This window comes from Geodermatophilus sp. Leaf369 (assembly GCF_001424455.1).
Classification (GTDB): Bacteria; Actinomycetota; Actinomycetes; order Mycobacteriales; family Geodermatophilaceae; genus Klenkia.
Genome location: NZ_LMQA01000002.1, coordinates 135845 through 158888 on the forward strand (window position 1 = coordinate 135845; position 23044 = coordinate 158888).

General features: G+C 74.0%; 18 protein-coding genes. 5 read left to right on the plus strand and 13 right to left on the minus strand.

Going from position 1 to position 23044, the window contains the following annotated elements:
* Positions 1–37: 37 nt before the first annotated feature.
* From ASG36_RS09470 to ASG36_RS09510, 9 genes are all read right to left on the minus strand, one after another.
* Positions 38–1003: a D-alanine--D-alanine ligase gene (locus ASG36_RS09470; protein ID WP_055763133.1), complete on the minus strand. Its 966-nt coding sequence runs from the start codon at positions 1001–1003 to the stop codon at positions 38–40.
* Positions 1000–2403, minus strand: coding sequence for a PLP-dependent aminotransferase family protein (locus ASG36_RS09475; protein ID WP_055763138.1), 1404 nt, complete (start codon positions 2401–2403; stop codon positions 1000–1002). The genes ASG36_RS09470 and ASG36_RS09475 overlap by 4 nt, the downstream gene beginning before the upstream one ends.
* Before the next feature lie 26 nt (positions 2404–2429).
* Positions 2430–3563, minus strand: a complete 1134-nt coding sequence (locus ASG36_RS09480) for an N-acetylmuramoyl-L-alanine amidase (protein WP_055764863.1) — start codon at positions 3561–3563, stop codon at positions 2430–2432.
* Positions 3564–3784: 221 nt separating this feature from the next.
* On the minus strand, positions 3785–4111 hold the full coding sequence (gene trxA / locus ASG36_RS09485) for a thioredoxin (protein WP_055763140.1): 327 nt from the start codon (positions 4109–4111) through the stop codon (positions 3785–3787).
* 67 nt (positions 4112–4178) lie between these two features.
* A complete protein-coding gene (trxB, locus tag ASG36_RS09490) occupies positions 4179–5195 on the minus strand; it encodes a thioredoxin-disulfide reductase (protein WP_235494805.1) in 1017 nt (338 codons plus the stop codon).
* A gap of 50 nt (positions 5196–5245) precedes the next feature.
* Positions 5246–6853 (minus strand): protein kinase family protein, encoded by a 1608-nt coding sequence (locus ASG36_RS09495; RefSeq protein WP_055763143.1) that lies wholly within the window; start codon positions 6851–6853, stop codon positions 5246–5248.
* Positions 6854–6919: 66 nt separating this feature from the next.
* Positions 6920–9190, minus strand: a complete 2271-nt coding sequence (gene murJ / locus ASG36_RS09500; protein ID WP_235494807.1) for a murein biosynthesis integral membrane protein MurJ — start codon at positions 9188–9190, stop codon at positions 6920–6922.
* Positions 9187–11556 (minus strand): DUF6049 family protein, encoded by a 2370-nt coding sequence (locus ASG36_RS21905; RefSeq protein ID WP_055763146.1) that lies wholly within the window; start codon positions 11554–11556, stop codon positions 9187–9189. The genes murJ and ASG36_RS21905 overlap by 4 nt, the downstream gene beginning before the upstream one ends.
* Positions 11553–12029 carry an NUDIX hydrolase gene (locus ASG36_RS09510; RefSeq protein ID WP_055763149.1) on the minus strand — a complete coding sequence of 159 codons (477 nt, stop codon included), beginning with the start codon at positions 12027–12029 and terminating at the stop codon, positions 11553–11555. The genes ASG36_RS21905 and ASG36_RS09510 overlap by 4 nt, the downstream gene beginning before the upstream one ends.
* A 42-nt stretch (positions 12030–12071) precedes the next feature.
* Here ASG36_RS09510 and ASG36_RS09515 point away from each other — a divergent pair, with 42 nt between their 5' ends.
* Positions 12072–13571 carry a CCA tRNA nucleotidyltransferase gene (locus ASG36_RS09515; protein ID WP_055763150.1) on the plus strand — a complete coding sequence of 500 codons (1500 nt, stop codon included), beginning with the start codon at positions 12072–12074 and terminating at the stop codon, positions 13569–13571.
* Positions 13572–13632: 61 nt separating this feature from the next.
* Here ASG36_RS09515 and ASG36_RS09520 read toward each other — a convergent pair whose 3' ends face one another.
* A complete protein-coding gene (locus ASG36_RS09520; protein WP_235494809.1) occupies positions 13633–14928 on the minus strand; it encodes an MFS transporter in 1296 nt (431 codons plus the stop codon).
* Between the two features lie 107 nt (positions 14929–15035).
* Here ASG36_RS09520 and ASG36_RS09525 point away from each other — a divergent pair, with 107 nt between their 5' ends.
* Entirely contained in the window at positions 15036–15692 is a 657-nt protein-coding gene (locus ASG36_RS09525) for a YqgE/AlgH family protein (protein ID WP_082522980.1), read from the plus strand.
* 99 nt (positions 15693–15791) lie between these two features.
* Here ASG36_RS09525 and ASG36_RS09530 read toward each other — a convergent pair whose 3' ends face one another.
* The 3 genes from ASG36_RS09530 to ASG36_RS09540 form a co-directional block, all read right to left on the minus strand.
* Positions 15792–16571, minus strand: a complete 780-nt coding sequence (locus ASG36_RS09530; protein WP_055763156.1) for a hypothetical protein — start codon at positions 16569–16571, stop codon at positions 15792–15794.
* Positions 16572–16641: 70 nt separating this feature from the next.
* Positions 16642–17721, minus strand: coding sequence for an inositol-3-phosphate synthase (locus ASG36_RS09535; RefSeq protein ID WP_055763159.1), 1080 nt, complete (start codon positions 17719–17721; stop codon positions 16642–16644).
* A 56-nt stretch (positions 17722–17777) separates the two neighbouring features.
* The gene (locus ASG36_RS09540) at positions 17778–18365 is read right to left on the minus strand and encodes a PadR family transcriptional regulator (RefSeq protein WP_055763161.1); all 588 of its coding nucleotides are present in this window, start codon (positions 18363–18365) and stop codon (positions 17778–17780) included.
* A gap of 158 nt (positions 18366–18523) precedes the next feature.
* On the opposite strand from ASG36_RS09540, the gene ASG36_RS09545 reads away from it, so the two are divergent.
* The 3 genes from ASG36_RS09545 (at position 18524) to ASG36_RS09555 (ending at position 23043) form a co-directional block, all read left to right on the plus strand.
* Positions 18524–18949 (plus strand): DUF5318 family protein, encoded by a 426-nt coding sequence (locus tag ASG36_RS09545; RefSeq protein ID WP_235494811.1) that lies wholly within the window; start codon positions 18524–18526, stop codon positions 18947–18949.
* Positions 18950–19064: 115 nt separating this feature from the next.
* Entirely contained in the window at positions 19065–21440 is a 2376-nt protein-coding gene (locus ASG36_RS09550; protein ID WP_055763168.1) for a transglycosylase domain-containing protein, read from the plus strand.
* Between the two features lie 109 nt (positions 21441–21549).
* Complete coding sequence (locus ASG36_RS09555; RefSeq protein WP_157498748.1) at positions 21550–23043, plus strand: glycosyltransferase family 87 protein; 1494 nt, start codon at positions 21550–21552, stop codon at positions 23041–23043.
* Position 23044 lies beyond the last annotated feature (1 nt).

The window sequence follows — 23044 nt, forward strand, 5'->3', positions numbered from 1 at the left end:
GGTCCCCGGTTCCGTCACGGACGGAACCGGGGAGGTCTCAGCGGGTGGCGGCCCGCTGCAGCAGTCGGGTCAGCACGTCGCCGAGCCGGTACCCGGCAGCCTCGACGGCCATCGGGAACATCGAGGTCTCCGTGAGCCCCGGGGAGACGTTGACCTCCAGGAAGTGCACGGTGCCCTCGGCGTCGACGATCAGGTCGGTCCGCGACAGGTCGGCCAGCCCCAGCACCTCGTGCACGGTGACGGCCACCTCGGCCGCACGCCGGGCGATCTCGTCGGACACCCGGGCCGGGGTGTGGTACTCGGTGAGGCCCGGGGTGTACCGCGAGGTGTAGTCGAAGACGCCCGACTCGGGGGCGATCTCCACCGCGGGCAGCGCCTGCGGCCCGTCCCCGAGGTCGATGACCGAGACGGCGAGCTCGATGCCCTCGACGAAGCGCTCCACGAGCACGGTGTCGCCGTAGGCGAAGCAGCTGACCATCGCGGCCGGCAGGTCCTCGACCCGGGTCACCTTCTGCGCCCCCAGCGCCGACCCGCCGGACGCGGGCTTCACCATCAGTGGCAACCCGTGGCGGGCGACGATGAGGTCGAGCACCGCACCGGCGCCGAGCTCGCGGAAGGTGGAGTGCGGCAGCGCCACCCAGTCCGGGGTGGCCACCCCGGCGGTGCGGACGACGATCTTCGCGGCCGGCTTGTCCCACGCCAGCCGGCAGGCGGCAGCCGGTGAACCGACGTAGGGCACGCCGGCGAGGTCGAGGACGGCGCGGACGGCACCGTCCTCGCCGGTGGCTCCGTGCAGGGCGATGAAGACGGCGTCCCCGGGGGCCGCGGCGAGCCCGGGCAGCAGCTCGCCGTCGGCGTCCCGCAGTTCGGCGTCCAGACCGGCGCGCAGCAGCGCCTCGACCACCTGGGTGCCCGAGGAGAGGCTGACCTCGCGTTCGAACGTCAGTCCGCCGGCGAGCACGACGGCCCGCAGGAGGTCGGTCACGGGCGGGGCATCGGTCACGGCTGGTCCCCGATCTGGTCGGAGGACGCCGGACCGGTGAGGCTGGGCGTCGTGGGGGTCTGCGGACGCCTCGACGAGCTGCCCACGGTGCGGAAGGTGCCGGTGTCGACGCCGTCGAAGGTGGAGTGCAGGTCCAGCTCGGCCTCGATCACCCGGGCCAGCCGGCGGACGCCCTCCCGGATCTGGTGCGGCTCGGGGTAGCAGTAGGACAGCCGCATGAACTCCTTGCCCTGGCCGTCGGCGTAGAAGCCGATGCCCGGAACGTAGGCCACGTGCGCACTCACCGCGCGGGGCTGCATCAGCTTGGAGTCCAGGCCGTGCGGCAGCTTGAGCCAGACGTAGAACCCGCCGTCGGGCCTGGTCCAGGTGGTTCCCGCGGGCATGAGCGCGGACAACGACTCCAGGCACGCGTCCCGGCGTTCCCGGTACAGCTCGATGAAGGTCTTGATCTGCTGCTGCCACGGCTGGGTGTCCAGGTACCGGGCGACGGCGTACTGGGTGAGGGACGGCGGGCACAGCACCTGCGCCTCGCTGGCCAGCACCAGCTTCTCCCGGACGGCGAGGGGCGCGAGCACCCAGCCCACCCGCAGTCCCGGGGAGAACGTCTTGGAGAACGACCCGAGGTAGACGACCCGCTCGGAGTTGCGGGCCCGCAGCGCGCGCATCGGCTCGTGCTCGAAGCCGAGCAGGCCGTAGGGGTTGTCCTCGACGACCAGCAGGTCGTAGCGGTCGGCGATGTCCATGATCCGGACCCGCCGCTCCTCGGTCAGCGTCACGCCGCCGGGGTTGTGGAAGTTCGGGATCGTGTACAGGAACTTGACCTTGTCGCCCCGGGCGCGGCACTCGACGAGGGCGTCCTCCAGGGCCTCGGGCACCAGGCCGTCGTCGTCCATGGTGACGTGCTGGACCCGCGCCTGCGCGGCCTGGAAGACCCCCAGCGCACCCACGTAGGACGGCGCCTCGGCGAGGATCACGTCACCCGGGTCGACGAACACGCGGGTGACCAGGTCGAGCCCCTGCTGGGAGCCGACGGTCACCACCACCTCCGACGGCGAGGCGTCGGTGATGCCCTCCAGGGCCATGACGTCGCAGATCCGCTCGCGCAGCCGGGGGTCGCCCTGGCCGGATCCGTACTGGAGGGTCTGGGCGCCCATCCCGGACACCAGCTCGCCGATCATCGACCCGACGGCGTCCAGCGGCAGGGCGGTGACGGCGGGCATGCCACCGGCCAGCGAGACCACCTCGGGGCGGCTGACCACGGAGAACAGGGCCCGGATCTCCGAGCTCTTCATGCCGTGGGTGCGGGCGGCGTAGCGGTCGGCCAGCGGGTCCAGCCGCGGGTGACGCGCCGGGACCGGGACCGACGCGCTGACCGAGGGGTCGGGCGTCGAGGAGGACATGCCCGGAGTGTATTCGGGGGGTTGCCTCAGGCCGGGGTGCGGAGCTGGTAGGTGCCGGTGGGCGGGTCGGCGTCGGCGGGCAGGAAGAGCCGCTGGACGGCGGCCAGGACCGAGGAGGCGATGGTGCTGCGCAGTCGCGCGTCGAGCAGCAGCAGCCGATCGACGGGGTGCGAGAGGTACCCGCAGTCGATCCGGATGGAAGGCATCCGGGTCAGCCGCAGCAGGTCCCAGGTCTTGGCGTGCGAGCCGCAGTCGAGCATCCCGGTGCGGGCGATGACCTCGCGGCGCAGCAGGTTGGCGAACTCCTCACCGACCGTGGACGACGCCCCGGAGCCGGTGCCGTAGTAGTAGCTGGCCACCCCGCGGGCGTGCCGGGAGTCGTGCGCCTCCATGTGCAGGGAGACGAACAGGTCGGCTCGGGCGTCGTTGGCGAACGCGGTGCGCTCGGCCAGCGCCGGGCCGCCCCGGCGCCCGCGGGTCAGGTAGACGGTGGCGCCGGCGGCGGCCAGCCGGCCCTCGATGCGGGAGGCCAGGTCGAACACCAGGTCGGCCTCGGTGGTCTCCCCCGCGGTGTACCCGGTGTCCTCCCCGCCGTGCCCGGGGTCGATGACGATGACCCGGCCGATGAGGTGCGGCCCGGAGTCGACGAGGTGGGCGCTCTGCCGCAGCAGCTGCGGCCGCCCGCCGGTGACCCGTCGTCCCAGCTGCTTGAGGGCCCGCATGGTGCCCGGGCCGCAGGTGCCGTCCACGGTCAGGCCGTAGTCGCGCTGGAAGGCACGCAGCCCGGCCTCGGTCTCCGAGCCGAGGATGCCGTCGGCCCGGCCGGCGTCGTAGCCCAGCTCGAGCAGCCGTTCCTGGAGCACCGCCACGTCGTCGCCGCGCATCGGGCGCTCGGGGTCGAAGCGGAGCACCCGGTCGCCAAGGGACCAGCGGGCCTCGGTCAGCGCCCGGTAGGTCTCCTCGCCGACCCGTCCGTCGACGGAGAGGCCGCGGACCTGCTGGAAGTGCCGGACGGCGAGGGAGGTCGCGTCGTCGAACACGTCCGGGGCCGCGTCGCCCGTGGCTCCGGTGGGCTCGGGCTGCAGCAGCCCGAGACCGTGCAGGACGGCGCGGACGTCGGCGACGGCCGGACCTGTGCTGCCGGGGACCAGGATCTCCACGCGGGTGTCGCTCCAGGGGGTCGAGGGGGCGGGGTTCCCCACGATTGTCGTCCTCCCCGGGGACGGCCGCGCACCTGGGTGCTCGGCGTCCGCGCGGGGAGGGCCGGACGCGACGGGGCCCGGACGCTGTGGTGCGGCGTCCGGGCCCCGTCGGGACTACGGCCTGGCTGCAGGGTCCCGCGGCGTGCAGAGCACGTCGTGAGGGGCAGTCAGGTCCTTCTTCAGATGAAGTCGGCGAGGTCGGAGAGGATCGCGCCCTTGGGCTTGGCGCCGATGATGCTCTTGACCGGCTTGCCACCCTGGAAGACCGTCATGGTCGGGATCGACATGACCTGGTAGTCGCGGGCGATCTGCGGGTTCTCGTCGATGTTGAGCTTGGCGATGGTGAGCTTCTCGCCGTGCTCGCTGGCGATCTCCTCGAGCACGGGGGCGACCATCTTGCACGGGCCACACCACTCGGCCCAGAAGTCGACGAGCACGGGCTTGTCGCTGCCCAGGACGTCGGCAGCGAAGCTGTCGTCGGTGACCTTCACGGTGTTGCTGGCCATGGTGGTGGCTCCTTCGGTGGGGGTGGTGCCGGGGTGAGGGGAGGTGGAGGGGACGGCCTGGCGGCCGTCAGCGCTCGTCGAAGGTGTCGGCGAGCCAGCGCTCGGCGTCGATCGCGGCGGCGGCACCGGTGCCGGCCGAGGTGATCGCCTGGCGGTAGATGTGGTCGACCACGTCGCCGCAGGCGAACACGCCGTCGATGTTGGTGCGGGTGGTGGGGTGCTCGACCTGCACGTAGCCCTCGTCGTCGAGCTTGAGCTGCCCGGCGAACATCTCGCTGCGCGGGTCGTGGCCGATGGCCACGAACAGGCCGCTGACGTCGAGGGTCTCGGTGGCGCCGGTCTCGGCGTCGGTCAGGGTGACCGACTGGACCTGGGTGTCGCCGTGCACGTCGGTGACCTGCTTGCCCAGCGCCCAGCGGATCTTCTCGTTGTCCTGGGCGCGCTTCTGCATGATCTTCGAGGCGCGCAGCTCGGGACGACGGTGGACCACGGTGACCGTCTTGGCGAAGCGGGTCAGGAAGGTGGCCTCCTCCATCGCGGAGTCACCACCACCGACGACCACGATGTCCTGGTCGCGGAAGAAGAACCCGTCGCAGGTGGCACAGGCGGAGACACCGTGGCCCAGCAGCCGGGCCTCGTTCTCCAGGCCCAGGTACCGGTACTTGGAGCCGGTCGCCACGATCACCGCGTGGGCCCGGTGCACCTCGTCGCCGACGGTCACCGTCTTGGGGGTGGTGGTCAGGTCGACCGAGGTCACGTCACTGGGCACCAACTCGGCGCCGAAGCGCTCGGCCTGGGTGCGCATGTCGTCCATGAGCTGCGGGCCCTGGACGCCCTCGGGGAAGCCGGGGAAGTTCTCCACCTCGGTGGTGGTCATCAGCGCGCCACCGAACTGGGAGCCCTCGAACACCAGGGGGTGCAGGTTGGCTCGCGCGGCGTAGGTCGCAGCGGTGTACCCGGCCGGACCGGACCCGATGATGATCAGGTCGCGGACCCCGTCGTGCTCTGCCGGCGGGATGGCCGGGGGGCCGTCCGTCGAGACAGCAGGTCCGGGAGTGGGCTGGTTCGTCGTCACAGGCGGCACAACGGACAGGGTAGGGGTGTCATTCCCGGGCCGCGGGCCGTGCGGGCCGCTCAGCCGGCGTCGGCTGCCACCGGGGTGACCTCGGACAGGTCGGCGGAGAAGCCCTCGTCCTGGGACACCAGACCGGTCACCCACACCAGCACGTAGCGGGTGGTCACCGGCTCGGCGAAGGTCAGGTCGTCGGTGCCGGTGAGCTCGCCCTCGGCGGCCACGGGGTAGGAGTCGAGCTCGCCGTCGGCACTGGAGCCGGTACGCACCTCGACGGTGGCGCCGGGGGTGTCGGTGCCGATGGTCACCGCGGAGAGCGCCTGCTCGGTGCCCAGGTCGTAGAGCACGCCGACACCGGGCTTGAGGTTGCCGAACTCGGCACTGCCGCGGTAGTTCAGCGTCGGCCAGGAGGTGCCGGGGTCGCCGTCGTAGGAGAGCGGGACGTCGTCGTCGTTCTCGGGCTCACCGTCGCCGAAGGGGTCGAACACCTGCGCCGAGGCGATCGCCAGGGGGGCGGGTGCGGCTTCCTCGGCGGGGGCGCTGCCCTCGGCAGGGGCCTCGGTGGTGGGGGTGGAGCCCACCGAGTCCTCGGTGCTGGAGGCCGCGGAGACGACGTTGGTGCCCAGCCAGTACCCGCCGGCGACGACGAGCACGAGGGCCAGCAGCGGCAGGCCGACCACCAGCAGGGTGCGCCGCCAGCCGCCGGCCCGGACCTCGTCGTCCTCGTCGGGGTCCTCGGGGCTGCCGTCGTGGAACGCACCGCCCCAGTCCAGCCGTTCGTCGGGGTCGTCGCGCTGGGCGGCCCGGGAGCGCGGCACGGGTGGGAGGGTGGCGCGGTCGACGGGCACGGGGGCGTCGTCGGGGCCGTCGGCGGCCTGGGCCTCGGCGGCGTCGGCCTCGTCGCGGCGGTCCCGCAGCCGGCGGAGCCAGCCGCTGTCGGCCTCGTCGGGGCGCGCGGCGGGGATCGGTCCGGTGTGCCCGCCCCGGGGCGGCTCGCCGAGCAGCGCGGCCATCGCCGCGACGCTGGACAGCGCGGTGCCGGGTTCGGTCGACCGGGCCCGGCGGACGAGGGCGGACAGGTCGGGCTGGGCGATGACGGGCTCGGCGTGCCCCTCGCCGGGCAACCCGGTCAGGCACAGCTCGAGGAGCGCACCGAGGGCGGCGATGTCGCCGGGGACGGTGCCCTCGGCGGCAGGGACGGCGAGCAGGCCGACCAGGCCACCGGGCCGCAGCACCACGTGTTCGGGCGTCAGACCGCCCACGGCCAGACCGACCCGGTGCGCCTCGGCGACGCCCTCGGCCAGCCGGCGGACGACGGTGCGGGCCTCGCGCTCGGGCAGGGGGCCGGTGGCCAGCCGCTCGGCGAGGGTCTCCCCCTCGATCCACTCGTTGACCACGTAGGCCGCGGGGGTGTCGTCGGAGGTGCCCTCGGCGGCGTCGTAGACCATCGACAGGGCCGGGGTGGCCAGGCCGCCGGCGGTCAGGGCGCGGGTGATCCAGGTGCGGGCGGCCGGGCCGCCGGGGGTGTGCACGCGCAGCGCGACGTCCCGGTTGAGGACCCGGTCACGGGCCCGCCAGGAACGGATGACACCGGTGCTGGTGGGCTCGTCGGGAGCCAGCTGGTCCAGGGGCCGGTACCGGTCGGGCAGCCCGGTGGTCGTCGACGTCACGGGCGCTGCCGACCTCCTGGGTCCCCCGCCGGCACAGGGTGCGCCGGACTGGCACGAGGGTCGGGGTCAGCGCCGTGCACGACCCAGCCGGGACCGGATCGCCGCGACCGGACCCGAGACCTCGGGGACCTTCGCCAGCACGACACCCACGACGACCGCGGTGCCGATGACCACGGTACCGATCAGGAGGGTCGCCAGCGACTCCGCGAACGTGCCGGGTTCGGTACCGGTGGTCAGCGTGAGGACGCCCCAGCCCAGGGCCCCCGCGACGACGGAGACGGCGAGCAGCTTGAGCACCGACGCGGCCGCGTCCCCGGTGCGCAGCGCACCGAGCCGCCTGCGCAGCGCGAGGTCGCCGACCACCCAGCCGGTCACGTACGTCAGCGAGGTCACCACCATCAGCCCGGCAACCACGTGCCGCGGTTCCACCACCGCCGGGACGGCGAACAGCAGCGGCACCCGGACGGCGACCATGGCGATCTGGATCAGCGTGGGGGTCCGGGCGTCCTTCATCGCGTAGAAGACCCGCAGCTGCAGCAGGGTGACGGCCATGGGGAGCAGCCCGAAGGCGCCCAGCGCCAGTGCCGTGCCGATCGACCGGGCGTCGGCCACCGACGTCTCCCCGTGGCCGAAGGTCAGCACCGTGAGGGCGGGACCGAGCACCACCAGCAGCGCCGTGACCGGCAACAGCCCGGTGGCCGAGAGCCGGAGGCCCAGGGACAGGTCGGCGGCGACGCCCGGGACGTCCTGACGGCTGGCGGCCCGGCTCATGCGCGGCACCAGCGCCGTCAGGAGGGCCACGCCGAGGATCCCGTACGGCATCTGGAACAGCAGGCTGGCGATGGACAGCGCCCCGGACCCCAGGCCGCCGTCGATCCGGGCCTGGTTGGCGACGCGGGTGGCCACGAGCACACCGATCTGGCTGATCGCGACGTACGCGATCACCCACAGACCCAGCCCGCCGGCCTCCCGGAGCCCGGTGCCCCGCAAGCCCCAGCGCGGCCGCAGCGGCATGCCGACCTTGCGCAGCTGCGGCAGGAGCACGAGGGCCTGCACGGCGATGCCCAGCGTCGTCCCCCCGCCCAGCAGCCACACCTGGGTGTCGGTGATCGTCAGGGGGGTGAGGTCACCCGGCCCCCCGGCGAGGACGAACAGGACCGCCGTGGCGATGACGACGAGGTTGTTCAGCACCGGCGCCCATGCCGGCCACCCGAAGACGCCCCGCGAGTTCAGGATCGCCGCGGCCAGTGCACCCAGGCCGTAGAAGACGATCTCGACCAGCAGGATGCGGGCCAGCCAGTTGGCCAGCGGCACCTGCTCGGGGTCGGTGATCCCGTAGGCCCGGGTGAGCAGCGGTGCGAGCAGCACGGCCAGCACCGTCATCACGGTGAGCCCGGCCATGGCCAACGTGGTCAGTCGCTGGGCGTAGGCGACCCCGCCGTCCCGGTCGCGTTCCTGGGCGTGCACGAGGAGGGGGACGACCACGGAGGTCAGGACGCCGCCCAGGAGCAGCTCATACACGATGTTGGGCAGCGTGTTGGCGGTCGTGTAAGCGTCGTTGACGGCGAGCACGCCCAGGGCCGCGGCGAGCACGATGGTCCGCAGCAGCCCGGTGATCCGGGAGACCAGGCTGGCCACCGCCATCGTGCCGGCGGCCCGGAGGATCCCGCGACTGCCGCCGGGGCGGCCCTCGCGGAGCTCGACCTGGCCGGTGTCCTCGTCCTCGTCCTCCTGGCGGACCAGCGGCACCGGGGGGAGCACCGGGATGAGCTGGGTGTCCTCGGAGGCGGGCAGGAAGCGCTCGCGCAGCGGGACGTGCTGCTCGACCGACCGGGGGCCGGGCTGCACCGGGGGCGCGTCGGTCGGGGGCAGGGCGAGGGGGTCGTGGGCCGGTGGCAGCACGGGGGGTGCGACCGGTGGGGGCAGCGCGGCACCCAGCGGGCTGACCCGGGTGCCCGGAGCGCGCTCGGCGGGTGCCTGCCGGGGTGCCGCTGCCGGGGGTGCACCCGGGCCGCGCCCGGACCTGCCGAGGGGGGCGTCGGTGTTCCCGAACGCCCCCGCCGAGGGGGAGGCCAGCGGCGGGGCCGCCCGGTAGGGCGCCGGCGGCAGGGGTGCCGCAGGCCTGGCCTGCTCGGTCGAGCGGGGGCCCGACGCGGCGTGCGGCCGTTCCCCGGTCGTCGGCCGCGCCGGCGGGACCGGGGGCAGCAGCGGCCCGGGTGAGGGCGTCGGCTGCTCGGCGCGGGTCCGCTCGACGATCTCCTGGACGGTGGTGGCCTCCGCGGACCCGGGGGCCTCCTCGGCCTCGGGGGTCGCCTCGTGCCGGTGGCTGCCGGTCACACCGGGCTCCGTCGGGTCGGCGGGGGGCCGTTCTCGGCGGGGCCGGGACCGTCCACGGGCACCAGGACGTCGTCGTCGACCGGCCGGGGCTCCCCGCGGCGGCGGCGCAGCACGAAGAGCACCAGGCGGCGCAGGAAGAGCAGCCCCAGCAGGGCGGCGGCGCCGATCGTGATGGCGAGGGTGATCGGCCCGTAGGCGGTGCTGGTGACCCGCATCTGCACCGACTCGCCCAGCGGTCCACCGGTCGGGGTGGTCAGCATCGCCACGACCTGGAAGGAACCGGACTGCCGCACCTGGGTGGGCACGGTGACCGTCGTCCGCGACTGGGGCTCGACGGTGGCCGCCGGCACCTCGCCGGAGCTGAAGCCCACGTTGCCGCGCGAAGTCAGCGCGACCCGGACCGTGACGGCGAAGGGCAGGTCGTTGCGCACCGTGAGCACCAGCGGGGCGTCGCTGGAGGCCAGGCTGTAGGCGCCGTCGGCCGGGGAGAGCAGGCTGACCTGGCCCCGCAGCCCGGTCAGCGTGTCCAGCACGTCGGCGGCCGCGGCCGCGAACCCGTCGGGCTCCCCGCGCCAGGCCGAGGACGACGCGCGCGACACCGCCGCGTCGTAGCCGGCCAGTGCGGTGTCGGCGTCCCCGACGACCGCGGCGGCCACGTCCTCGCGGATGCCCACTGCGGCGGCGAGGTCGGCCAGCGGGGGGCCGGACAGCTGGTCGGCGGCAGCGGGGTCCACGAGGTCGCCGGCCGCGGCGACCGGGCCCTCGGCCAGCTGTTCCACCGACGCGGCGGCCAGCCAGGGCTGGGTGACCGTGTCGGCCATCATCGCCGTCGCCCAGTCGGGGTCGGCCTCCAGGTCGCGCGGGGGCACCACGAGCACGGTCTGCGCGACGGCGGGGTCGACGGTGGCCAGCTGGTCGGTGAGCACGCCCAGTTCGGCCAGGTACCGCTGCTCGGCGACCCGGGGCCCGCCGGCGGTGGTCTCGGCAGTGGCGACCACCTCGGACAGTGCGGGGTCGGCGACGAGCGTCGTGGTCTCCCCGGACGCGGTGTCGACCGGGACGCGTGCGGCGGCGGTCTCCCCGGTGCCGCCCAGCGCGGCCGCGGCGTCGGTGTACCCGTCGGCGGACAGCACGAGCTGGTCGACCCCGCCGGCCTGCAGGGTGGCTAGCGTGTCGGCGCGGACGGCGCCCTCGGCCGGCCACGCGAGGTCGGTGCGGGGGGTGACCCCCAGCTCGTCGGCGAGCAGCTGCGCCCCGGCGCCGGTGGTCGCCGGCTCCACGGGCTCCGGGTCGGGCGCGACGGTCGGGGTGGCGGCGGGGTCGCCCCCGGCGTCGGTGGGCTGGACGGCGGTGCCCTCCGGGGTGCCGGGCAGGCTGCGGGTCAGCGCCCCGGCCAGACCGGCGGCCTGCAGCGCGTCGGCGTCCACGTCGGCGTAGGGCAGCGCGATGACCGGGTGCACGGCGGCCAGCGCGCGCAGCCGGTCCAGCCAGTCCGCCGCGGCGGCCGAGCCCGCGCCGGTCTCGCCGTCCACCGTGTACCCGCCCCGCATGGCGGCCAGCTCCTCGACCAGCGCCGGGTCGACGGCCAGGCTGACCGGCACGGTCGTCCCACCGTCGGGCAGCTGTTCGACCACGTCGAGCATCCGGTCCAGCCGGCCGTCCGCGGACACCTCGGCCGCCAGGTCGTCGTCGGTGAAGGCGCCCTGGGCGTCGCGGTGCGGCCGGTCGGTCAGCGGCCACAGCCAGGCCACCGTCGTCCGGCTGGTGGGCTGGCCGGGCTGCAGCACGTCGGGCTGGACCACCAGGTGGGTGGACAGCTCCCCCACCCGCTCGACCAGTCCGGCGCGGGTCCCGTTGACGTTGACCAGCACCGGGTAGACGCCGGCCTCGGTGAGCTGCAGGTCCGCCGCGGTGGCGGTGTAGGTGAACGCGATCGAGTCGCCGGGCTCGAGCTCCCCGGGCACGGGTGCGAAGGCCGCCTGGGCCGCGCCCCCGGTCGAGGGCGTGGCCAGGTCCTCGGTCAGCGCCTGCCGGGTGGTCAGCCGGTCACCGCGCTGCAGCCGGAGGCTGAGGTCGGTGAGGGTGTCGTCGCCGTCGTTGACCAGGCTGACCGACATCTGGACGGTGGCGGACGGGGTCACCGTCCGCGGCTCGAGCCGGGTGACCGTGACGTCCACCGGCCGCTCGGCGACCGAGCTGCCGGTCGGGGCCGAGGACGCGGGCGTGCTGCTGGGCCGGGCCGGCGCCGCGGAGGCCGGGAGACCGGGCAGGAGCGTCGCGCCGGCGACGAACGCGGCGAGCACGGCGCACCGGGCCCGAGCGGCGACGGGTGGGCGGCCGGCGCCGCCGGCGGCCCGCCGGTTCACGCGGTGTCGGCCAGCAGGCCGGGGGCGCGCTCGACCAGAGCCCGCTCGTCGGCGTAGGCCAGCCGGCCCGACAGCTCGGCCAGGGGCACCCAGGCGACCTCGGTGACCTCGACGTCCTCGTCGGAGAGCTCGCCGCCCACGGCCCGCAGGAGGAAGTGGTGCACGGTCTTGTGCACCCGGCGTCCGTCGGCGACGAACCAGAAGTCGATGATCCCCAGCGGGGCGAGGACCTCGCCGAGGATGCCGGTCTCCTCTGCCACCTCGCGGACGGCGGTGTCCTCGGGGGTCTCGCCGGCCTCGATGTGGCCCTTGGGCAGGGACCAGAGCAGTCGGCCGCGACGGTCGGTGCGGCCGATCAGGGCCGCGCGGGGCCCCGTGCCGTCGTCGTCGGCGACCACCAGGCCACCGGCGGAGGTCTCGTCGACCCGGCGCAGCCGACGGCCCGGGCGTCGTCGCCCGCCCGTCCCAGCCATGCCAGGAGGGTAGCGCGGGCCGCGGCAGTAGCCTGGCTGGTCGTGTCCGTCGAGCCTCCGCGTCGCCCCTCGGGTGACCCCTCCCCCGAGCCCGTCCCCGAGGCGGTGCAGGACACCGTCCGCGCCCTGGTGGACCTCACTCCGGTGCTGGGCGAACTCGGCGAGCGCTTCACCGCGGCCGGCCACGAGGTGCACCTCGTCGGCGGGTCGGTCCGGGACGCGCTGCTGGCCGCCGGCGCCGGCGAGCCCCGGCTCGGTGACCTGGACCTGACCACCTCGGCGCGCCCCGAGGAGACCCTCGCCGTCCTCGCCGGGTGGGCCAGTTCCACGTGGAACACCGGCATCGCCTTCGGGACCGTCGGTGCCGAGGTCCGCGGCGAGCGGCTGGAGATCACCACCTACCGCGCCGACCGCTACGACCGGGAGTCGCGCAACCCCGAGGTGGCCTGGGGCGACTCGCTGGTCGACGACCTCGCCCGCCGGGACTTCACCGTCAACGCCATGGCCGTCTCCCTGGGCCCCGACCGCACCGTCACCGACCCCTTCGGCGGGCTCGGCGACCTGCTCGCCCGGCGGCTGCGCACCCCCGGCCTGGCCACCGACTCCTTCGCCGACGACCCGCTGCGGATGCTCCGCGCCGTCCGGTTCGTCGCCCAGCTCGACCTCACCCCGGTGCCCGAGGTGGTGGAGGCGATGACCACCCTCGCCCCCGAGCTGGCCCGGATCACCGCCGAGCGGGTGCAGCACGAGTTCTCCCGCACGCTGCTGAACCCCGCGCCCCGGGCGGCGCTGGAGCTCTTCGTCTCCACCGGGCTGTCCGACGTCGTCCTGCCCGAGCTCTCCGCGCTGCGGATGGAGATCGACGAGCACCACCAGCACAAGGACGTCTACACCCACTCCCTCACCGTCCTCGACCAGGCGATCGCCCTGGAGCTCGCCGACCCCGACGCCGTCTCCCCCGACCTGGTGCTCCGGCTGGCGGCCCTCCTGCACGACATCGGCAAGCCGGCCACCCGTCGGCACGAGCCGCGCGGCCGGGTCTCCTTCCACCACCACGAGGTGGTCGGCGCCAAGCTCGTACGCAAGCGGCTGCTGGCGCTGAAGTACCCCAAGGAGGTCGTGGAGCAGGTCTCCCGGCTGACCTTCCTGCACCTGCGCTTCCACGGCTACGGCTCCGGCGAGTGGACCGACTCAGCCGTCCGCCGCTACGTCACCGACGCCGGCGAGCTGCTGACCCGCCTGCACAAGCTGGTGCGCTCGGACTCCACGACCCGCAACAAGCGGCGCGCGGCCATGCTCTCGGCGACCTACGACTCCCTGGAGACCCGGATCGCCGAGCTGTCCGAGGCCGAGGACCTCGCGCGGGTCCGCCCCGACCTGGACGGCAACCGGATCATGGAGCTGCTGGAGATCCCACCCGGCCGCGAGGTCGGCGAGGCCTGGCGCTTCCTCAAGGAGCTCCGCCTCGAGCGCGGCCCGCTGGACCCCGACACCGCCGAGGCCGAGCTCCTCACCTGGTGGCGCTCCCGCTCGGTGGAGTGAGAGGGCGCGGTTGTCGCGCCCCTGCCGCTCCTCTCGGCATCGGGGCCGAGGCGGACGCGACCTACGCCGGGCGCTGCACCTCTGACGGAGTGAGAGGGGCGCGGAATCCGCGCGCTCCCACTCCGTAAGCAGCGGCGAGGAGGAGGTAGCCGGCGCCGACGACGAGGAGGACGGGGACGCTGACGCCGGACTCGGGGAGGACGACGGCGCCCAGCACCAGGGCGGCCACGAAGGTCGCGTTGAAGACGGTGTCGTAGACGGAGAAGACCCGGCCGCGGAAGTCGTCGTCGACGAACTCCTGCAGGGTGGTGTCCACGCAGATCTTCACCGCCTGGGCGACGAAGCCGAGCACGAAGCCGGCGGCCACGATGGTGGGCGGCAGGAACGGCAGGCCGAGGGCGAGCTGGCCGACGCCACCGAGCACCAGGGCCCCGGTCGTCCACCGGACCTTGCCCCAGCGGCGGACGGCCCACGGGGTGACGGAGGCAGCGAGCAGGGTGCCGACGGCGCCGGCGGCGAGCACCTGGGCCAGGCCGCCCAGCCCGGCCGGGAAGAGGGTGCTGCCCTCGGTGAAGGTGTTCCGGTACAGCAGCAGCGTCATCAGGATGAGCAGGCCGTACCAGACCCGGTGCACCGCCATGACGGCCAGCACGGCCGTCACCGGGGGGTGGTCGAGCACGTGCCGGGCCCCGGCGGCCAGGCCGTGCAGCACGTCTCGGGCCGAGGACGTCGTCGTCCGGGTGAGGTGGTCGGGGCCGAGGTACGGCCGGGCGAAACCGGTGACGACGGCCGAGGCCACCAGGTAGGGGACGCCGGAGAGCAGCGCCAGCAGGGCGTACCCGCCGTTGCCGGCGCCGAGCAGGCCCAGGGCGCCCACGGCCACCCCGCCGCCGACGACGGTGGACACCGCTCCCGAGGTGGTCGACAGCGCGTTGGCCGACACGAGCACACCGCGGTCGACGGTGTGCGGCAGGCCGGCCGACAGCGCCGAGAGCACGAACCGGTTGACCGAGAACACGCTCAACCCGGCGAGGAAGAAGGCCGGCCCACCGACCCCGGCCCAGGTGATCGTGGCGACGACGGCGACCAGGCCGGCGCGCAGCACGTTGGCCCACAGCAGCACCTGGCGGCGGCTCCAGCGGTCCAGCCAGACGCCGACGAAGGGCCCGATCAGCGAGTACGGCAGCAGCAGGACGGCGAACCCGAGGGCGACGTCGAGCGGGTCGGTGGCCTGCTGGGGGTTGAAGAGCACGGTGCCGGCCAGCGCGGCCTGGAAGACCCCGTCCCCGAACTGGGAGGACAGCCGGGTCAGCAGGAGTCGGCGGAAGTCCCCGCGGGCCAGGAGCCGACGTGCCACCACCGCACGTCCCGCCACCCCCAGGACCCTACGTCCGGGGAAGCGAGACGCATCCGGACGTGTGGAGGGCACCGCCGGACCCCGATCCTGGGGCACACTGGCAGCCGATGAACCCGGTGCCCGCCTCGTCCGACCCGGAGCGTCGGCCCGCCGCCTCGGCTGCGGGCCGGCCGTCCGCCGTCGCCGCCCCGCCGGTCTCGATCGGCACGCTGGACGACGTCCGACCCGGTGCCCTGCTGGTCGCGATGCCGATGCTGACCGACCCGACCTTCGCCGGCACGGTGGTCTACGTGCTCGACCACTCCGCGACCGGCACGGTCGGTGTGGTGCTCAACCGGCCCAGCGAGGTGGCCATCCACGACGTGCTGCCGGGCTGGTCGGACCTGGCCGTCGAGCCGGGGGTCTTCCACGTCGGCGGGCCGTGCGAGAGCGAGACGGCGCTGTGCCTGGCGGTGGCCACCGGCCGCCCGGGCGCGGCACTGCAGACGGTCGACGGCGACGTGCACCTGGTCGACCTGGACTCCGACCCCGACGAGCTGGGCCACGGCATCGCCGGGCTGCGGGTGTTCGCCGGGTACGCCGGGTGGTCGCCGGGCCAGCTCGGCGCGGAGATCGCCGAGGGCGCCTGGGCGTGCCTGGCCGGGCAGCCCGACGACGTCGTCTCCACCGTCGGTGGGGCCGCGCTGTGGCGGTCGGTGCTCGGCCGGCAGACCGGTCGTCGGGCCGTGCTCTCCACCGCCACCGCGGACCCGTCGCAGAACTGAGCGCGCCGGGCGCGCAGCACGTCGCGCTCTGGTAGAACTCGACCTGCGGGAGGGACGGTCTGGGGAAGAGACCGTCCCTCCCGCGCTGTCTGCCCCCCGTCAGAAGCCGAGCTCGGCGACCACGTCCGGGTAGTCCGCGGCCTGGGCGGTGACGTCCTCGCCGGGCAGCGTGATCGAGCGCTCCCCGTGGTCGGCCAGGGTCACCGTGACGTCGAATGTCTGGTCGGTGAGCCGGGTGACGTACTGCAGCAGCAGCTGGTCGGCTGCGGACACGGCCACGGTGGTGCCGGCCCCGAACTGGTAGACCCCGGCGAGCTGGCCGTTGACCGAGGACTGGCCCTGCCAGGTGTAGTCCCGCTCGAGGAAGGCACGCGGGTCGTCGTCGGCGCGGGCCGAGAGCCGCGGCACCAGCTGGACCAGCACGTCGACCAGCGACGCCGTCCCGTCGGGCTGGGTGCTGGAGATCGGGCGCTGCAGGTAGGTGACGTCGGGACGGCCGGCGGCGGCGACCGCCTCGGTCAGCCCGGGGACGTCGCCGTACCAGAGGTCGGTGGCGGTGAAGAACAACGTGCGGGTGTCGTCGGGCCGGCCGTCGCTGTAGCTGGTGACCGCCTGCGCGCTGCCCTCGCCGCGGCGGAAGTCGACCTCGCCGGTGAGGGTCAGCACGGTGCCCTCGGCGAACGGGGCGGCGACGGTGAAGTCGGCGCCGCCGGCCTCGAAGTCCCGGTGCAGCAGGCCGGCGAGCACGTCGGCCTCGTCGGCGGTGATCGGGTCACCGGGGGCGCGGGTCGCCGAGGCGCCGCCGTCGTCCCCGCAGCCGGCGAGCAGCGCCAGCACCAGACCGAGGACGACGACGAACAGGCGGGGCCGGGCGGACATGGCCCCACCCTAGGAGGGCTCCCTGGACGCCCTCGGGGCCCCGGACCAGCAGGTCCGGGGCCCCCGTGGATCAGGCGCCGGCGTCGCCGCGGATGAACGCCTCGACGGCGTCGCGGGCCTCGGAGTCGCTGTACTGCACCGGCGGGCTCTTCATGAAGTACGACGAGGCCGACAGGATCGGGCCGCCGATCCCGCGGTCCAGGGCGATCTTCGCGGCGCGGACGGCGTCGATGATGATGCCGGCGGAGTTCGGGGAGTCCCAGACCTCGAGCTTGTACTCCAGGTTCAGGGGGACGTCGCCGAACGCACGGCCCTCGAGGCGCACGTAGGCCCACTTGCGGTCCGAGAGCCACGGCACGTGGTCCGACGGGCCGATGTGCACGTTGCCCTTGCCCATGTCGCGGTCGACCTGGCTGGTCACCGACTGGGTCTTGGAGATCTTCTTGGACTCCAGGCGCTCGCGCTCGAGCATGTTCTTGAAGTCCATGTTGCCGCCGACGTTGAGCTGCATCGTGCGGTCCAGCTGCACGCCGCGGTCCTCGAACAGCTTGGCGAGCACCCGGTGGGTGATGGTGGCGCCGACCTGGCTCTTGATGTCGTCACCGACGATCGGCACACCGGCATCGGTGAACTTCTGGGCCCACGCGGGGGTGCCGGCGATGAAGACGGGCAGTGCGTTGACGAAGGCGACCTTGGCGTCGATGGCGGCCTGGGCGTAGAACTCCGCGGCCTCCTGCGACCCGACGGGCAGGTAGCAGACCAGGACGTCGGCACCGGACTCGCGCAGCGCGGTGACCATGTCGACCGGCTGCTCGTCGGACTCCTCGACGATCTCCCGGTAGTACTTGCCCAGGCCGTCCAGGGTGTGCCCGCGCTGCACGGTCACGCCCAGCGGCGGGACGTCGGCGATGGTGATCGTGTTGTTCTCGCTGGCGACGATGGCCTCGGAGAGGTCACGGCCGACCTTCTTGGCGTCGACGTCGAACGCGGCGACGAACTGCACGTCCCGGACGTGGTACGGCCCGAACTCGACGTGCATCAGCCCGGGGACGGACTGGGTGGCGTCGGCGTCCTTGTAGTACTCGACGCCCTGCACCAGCGACGCGGCGCAGTTGCCGACGCCGACGATGGCGACCTTGACTGAAGACAACGGGGTTCCTCCTTGTGCCAGCACACGTGCGTGCTCGGCTCCGATGACGAGATGGCTCAGGTGGTGGTGCTGTCCGGCTCCGGCGACGCTGCCGGGTCGGCACGTTCTCGATCGATCAGCTCGGACAGCCACCGGACCTCGCGGTCCACCCCGTCGAGCCCGTGGCGCTGGAGCTCGAGGGTGTAGCGGTCCATCCGCTCCCGGGTCCGCGCCAGGGCAGCCCGCAGCCCGTCGCGCTGCTGCTCGACGGTGCGGCGGCGGCCCTCGAGGATGCGCAGCCGGACGTCGGCGGCGGTGGAGCCGAAGAACGCCAGGTGGACGCCGAAGCGCCCCTCGTCGTCGTAGGCCTCCGGGCCGGTCTGGCTGACCAGCTCGTGGAAGCGCTCCTTGCCCTCGGCGGTGATGGCGTAGACGACCTTGCCGCGCCGCCCGGTGAGCGGCGGTGCGTCCGCGGGGAGCAGCGCCTTGGGGTCGCCGTCCACGACGGAGACCAGGCCGGCGGCGAGCATCCGCTTGAGCGCCGGGTAGAGCGACCCGTAGGAGATGCTGCGCAGCCCCCCGAGCACGCCGGCGAGCTGTTTGCGCAGCTCGTAGCCGTGCATCGGGGACTGGTGGAGCAGACCGAGGATGGCGAACTCGAGCACCCCGCCACCTCGCTCCGTCGTCGTCCACCGCTGATCGATGTATCGCGACGATACATCGGCGCACGGCCGGCGGTGCAACTCCGGATGACGCCCGGGTGTCCGCGGGGGGATGCCCGCGGAGGGGGGACGGCGAGGCCCTGCGTGCGTACGATCGCCAGGTGGCCGGAGCTGCGGTGGTGAGGCGGGCGGTGGTCGACTACGCCCTGCGTCGCCGCTCGCTGCTGGCCGACGTCCAGGCCGGCCGGACCACCGTGTCCGAGGTCTGCGACGCCGGCCCCCACCTCGCCCGGGCGGCCAAGCACCACGGCGAGACGGTCGACCAGACGTGCCCGGTCTGCCAGGTCCACCGGCTGACCGTGGTCAACTACGTCTACGGCGACGCCCTCGGGCCGGTCGCCGGGCAGGCCAAGACCCAGGTCGAGCTGGCCCGGATGCACGCCGTGCAGGACGAGTTCAGCGTCTACAGCGTCGAGGTCTGCCGGGGTTGCGGCTGGAACCACCTGGCCTCGTCCTACGTCCTGGGTGCAGAGCCGCTGCCCGGTCGGGCGCCCCGCAAGACCCGCCGCCGGGCAGCCACCGAGTAGGCGTTCGGCCCGCCGGGAGCGCCGCGCTCCCCCGTTCCTCACAGCTCGACCCGCCATCCTGGGTGCGTGGCGCACGCCTGCGCCCGCCCACCGACTCGAGAGAGGGGCCACCGCCGTGCCTCCCCACGACGAGACCTCCCCCGTCGGGCAACCTGCTGGTTCGCTCCGCCGTCCGCCCCCTGTCCGTGAGACCCGGTCCGGGGGTGGCGGTCGCCGTCCCGGCCCGCCGGACCCCCGTCGTCCGGCCCGCGCCGACCGCGGCCGCACGACCGCCTCCCGCAGTGGCGGCGCCTCCGTCCAGGCCCGCAAGCCGGCGCCCAGGCGCAAGGGCAAGCGGACGGCGAAGCAGAAGCGGCGGCGGGTCTACAAGGTCCTCGCCGCGCTGGTGGCCAGCGTGGCCGTGCTCCTCGGCGTCTTCGTGGGCGTGGTCTACGCCAACACCACCGTCCCGAGCCTGGACGACGTCCAGCAGGACCAGCTCTCGATCATCTACTACTCCGACGGCACCACCGAGATGGCCCGGCTCGGCACCGAGAACCGGATCAACGTCCCCCTGGATCAGGTCTCCGTGCCCGCCCGGGAGGCGGTGCTGGCCGCGGAGAACCGCAACTTCTACGACGACCCGGGCATCTCGATCACCGGCATCGCCCGAGCGGCGTGGAACAACCTGACCGGTGGCTCGACCCAGGGTGGCTCGACGATCACCCAGCAGTACGTGAAGAACACGCTGCTCACGGCCGACCAGACGTTCAGCCGCAAGTTCCAGGAGCTCTTCCTCGCGGTGAAGCTGGACAACAGCTACACCAAGGACGAGATCCTCGAGGGCTACCTCAACACCATCTACTTCGGCCGCGGCGCCTACGGCATCCAGGCCGCGGCGCAGGCCTACTTCGGCGTCGACGCCTCCGCGCTGACCGCGCAGCAGGGCGCGGTGCTGGCCGTGCTGATCCGCAGCCCCAGTGCCTACGACCCGGCCACCAACCCCGAGGGGTCGCAGGACCGCTGGGGCCTGGTGCTCGACGGCATGGTCGAGCAGGACTGGCTGACCGCCGACGAGCGGGAGGCCTCGACCTACCCCGAGGTGCTGCCCGCCTCCACGGCCAACCTGAACTACCCGGAGGGCTCGGAGGGCTTCATCGCCCGCCAGGTGGTCCAGGAGCTGGAGACCACGTACGGGCTCACCGACCAGGACATCTTCGCCGGTGGCCTGCGGGTCACCTCGACGGTGAACAAGGCCTACCAGGACGCCGCTGCGGCCGCCGTCGCCGACGTGATGGAGGGCGAGCCCGAGGGCCTGCGCGAGGCACTGGTCTCGGTCGACCCGCGCACCGGGGCCGTGCTGACCTACTTCAGCCCGGTCACCAGCACCGGCACCGACTACGTGCAGGCCCAGCGCCAGCCCGGCTCGTCGATGAAGCCCTACGTGATGGCCGCGGCCCTCGAGCAGGGCATCAGCGTCAACGCCCGGCGCGACGGCAGCTCGCCGCAGACCTTCTCCGACCGCGGGACGCCGGTGCGCAACTCCGGCGGTGCCTCGTGCGGCTCCTGCACGCTGGTCCAGGCGATGACCCGCTCGCTGAACACCACCTTCTACGGGCTCGCCCTGGAGGTGGGCGGCGACACCGTCCGCGACGTCGCGCTCGCTGCCACCGGCATGCCCGACGTGTGGCCCGAGGGCACCCAGCTGGGCAACATCGAGGGCGGCCCGCTGCGCACGCTGTCCAGCCCGGAGACCCGGCAGACCGGGTCGGCGATCGGCATCGGCGAGTACGAGATGCGCCCGATCGACCAGGCGGCCGGCTTCGCGACGATCGCCAACGGCGGCGTGCACCACGCCACGCACATGGTGAGCTCGGTGACCGACGCCGAGGGCGGCGTGCTGGTCTCCCCGGAGTCCGTCGTGGACGCCGGCACCCAGGCCATGCCGGCCGACGTCGCCAGCGACACCACCTTCTCCATGGAGGGCGTCGCGGAGTACTCCCGCCGATCGCTGGACGGCGACCGCCCGGTGGCCAGCAAGACCGGCACCCAGGGTCAGGGCGACGACAACTCCGACGCCTGGATGGTCGGCTTCACCCCGTCCATCTCGACCGCGGTCTGGATGGGCAACGACAGCCCGAGCGACCCGATCGTGAACGCGGCCGGGTCGATCGTCTTCGGGTCCGGTCTGCCGGGTGCGATCTGGCAGCAGTACATGGACGCCGTCCTCGCCGGCACCCCGGTGGAGGAGCTGCCGGACTCGGCGATCATCCGCGGGGACACCGGCAACAGCGTCCCGGCGCCGCAGACCACCCAGGCCCCCCGGCCGACGACGCAGGCGCCCCAGCAGACGACGCAGGCGCCGGCGCCCGAGCCGGAGCCCGAACCGACGACGCAGGCCCCTGCGCCGACGACGACCCAGGCCCCGGCGCCGACGACGCAGGCCCCGGCTCCGACGACGCAGCCGACCGCGCCGACGGTCAGCCCCGTCCCGGCTCAACCGACGGCTTAGGCACACTGACCGCGTGACCTCGAACGACACGGGCCCGTCCCCGGCCGACCAGCCGGGTGACGGGCCCGCGCCGTCCGTGTCGTCGTCCGTGTCGCCGTCTGTGCCGACGGTGAGCCGGCCGCCGCAGGTCGCCGCGCCCGAGTGGCCCGACCGCGTCGTCCCCAGCTGGTCCGACCGGGTCGCGCGGCAGGCCAGCGAGGCCTTCGGTGGCCCCTGGGGCCGGCACGCCGTCACCGGACGGGCGCTGTTCTGGACCCCGCTGCGGGTCTGCCTGCTGTTCACCGTCGTGGTGCTGGCGCTGGCGTGGGCGAAGCAGTCGCCGTGCTCGGACGGCAACTGGGCGGGGTCCAAGCAGTACACCCACCTCTGCTACTCCGACACCGTGCCGCTGTTCGGGCTGCGCGGGCTGTCGGAGGGGCTGACCCCCTACCTGGACTCGCCGCTGGAGTACCCGGTGCTGACCGGGGGGTTCATGGCGCTGGCCGCGCTGCTGGCCCGGGCCTACGACACCGCCGCCGACGCGGTCGGGCTGCTGCCCTCGGTCGTGCCGGTGCAGAGCTACTACGTGGTCACCTGCCTGATGCTCAGCGTCTGCGCCCTGCTGGTGACCCGCTCGGTGGCCGGGCTGAGCGGCCGCCGGCCGTGGGACGCCGCCATGGTCGGGCTCTCGCCGCTGCTGTTCGTGCACGCCTTCACCAACTGGGACCTGTTCGCCGTGGCGCTCGCGACGCTGGGCCTGTGGGCCTGGGCGAAGGAGCACCCGGCACTGGCCGGGGTGCTCATCGGCCTGGGGACGGCGGCCAAGCTCTACCCGGTGCTGCTGCTGGGGGTGCTGCTGGTGCTCTGCCTCCGTACGTGGCAGCTGCGGCCCTGGCTGACCGCCACGCTGGCCGCCGCCGGGGCGTGGCTGGCGGTGAACCTGCCGATCGCGCTGCTGGCACCGGAGAACTGGCGGGAGTTCTTCGCCCTCAACGACAGCCGCCCGGCCGACCCGGACACGCTGTGGAACATCGCGATCACCGCCTCGGGCGACCGGCTCTTCGACGGCCCGCTCGCCGCCGGGGAGTCCCCCGCGGTGCTCAACGCGGTCATCGCGGTGCTGCTGGTGGTGATGGCCGCGGCCGTCGGCTGGCTCGCGCTGGCCGCGCCCACCCGGCCGCGGGTGGCCCAGCTGGCGTTCCTGCTCGTGGCCGGCTTCCTGCTGATCAACAAGGTGTGGAGCCCGCAGTACTCGCTGTGGCTGCTGCCGCTGGCGGTGCTGGCCCGCCCGGCGTGGCGCTCGCTCCTGCTGTGGCAGGCCACCGAGGCGCTGCTGTGGGTGCCCCGGATGCTCTGGTACCTGGGCACGGACAACAAGGGCATCGACGTGCAGTGGTTCTTCCTGGCCGTCGGTCTGCGCGACGTCGCCGTCCTGGTGCTGGTGGCCCTGGTCGTCCGGGACGTGTGGCGGCCGGAGGGGGACCTGGTCCGGCGCAGCTGGCCCGGCACCGACGACCCGGCCGGCGGGGTGCTCGACCGGGCCCCGGACCGGTTCCGGCTCGACGGCCTGCGCCCGGTGCTGACCCGGCGGGCCGAGCCCGCACCGGAGTCCGTCCCCGCCTGAG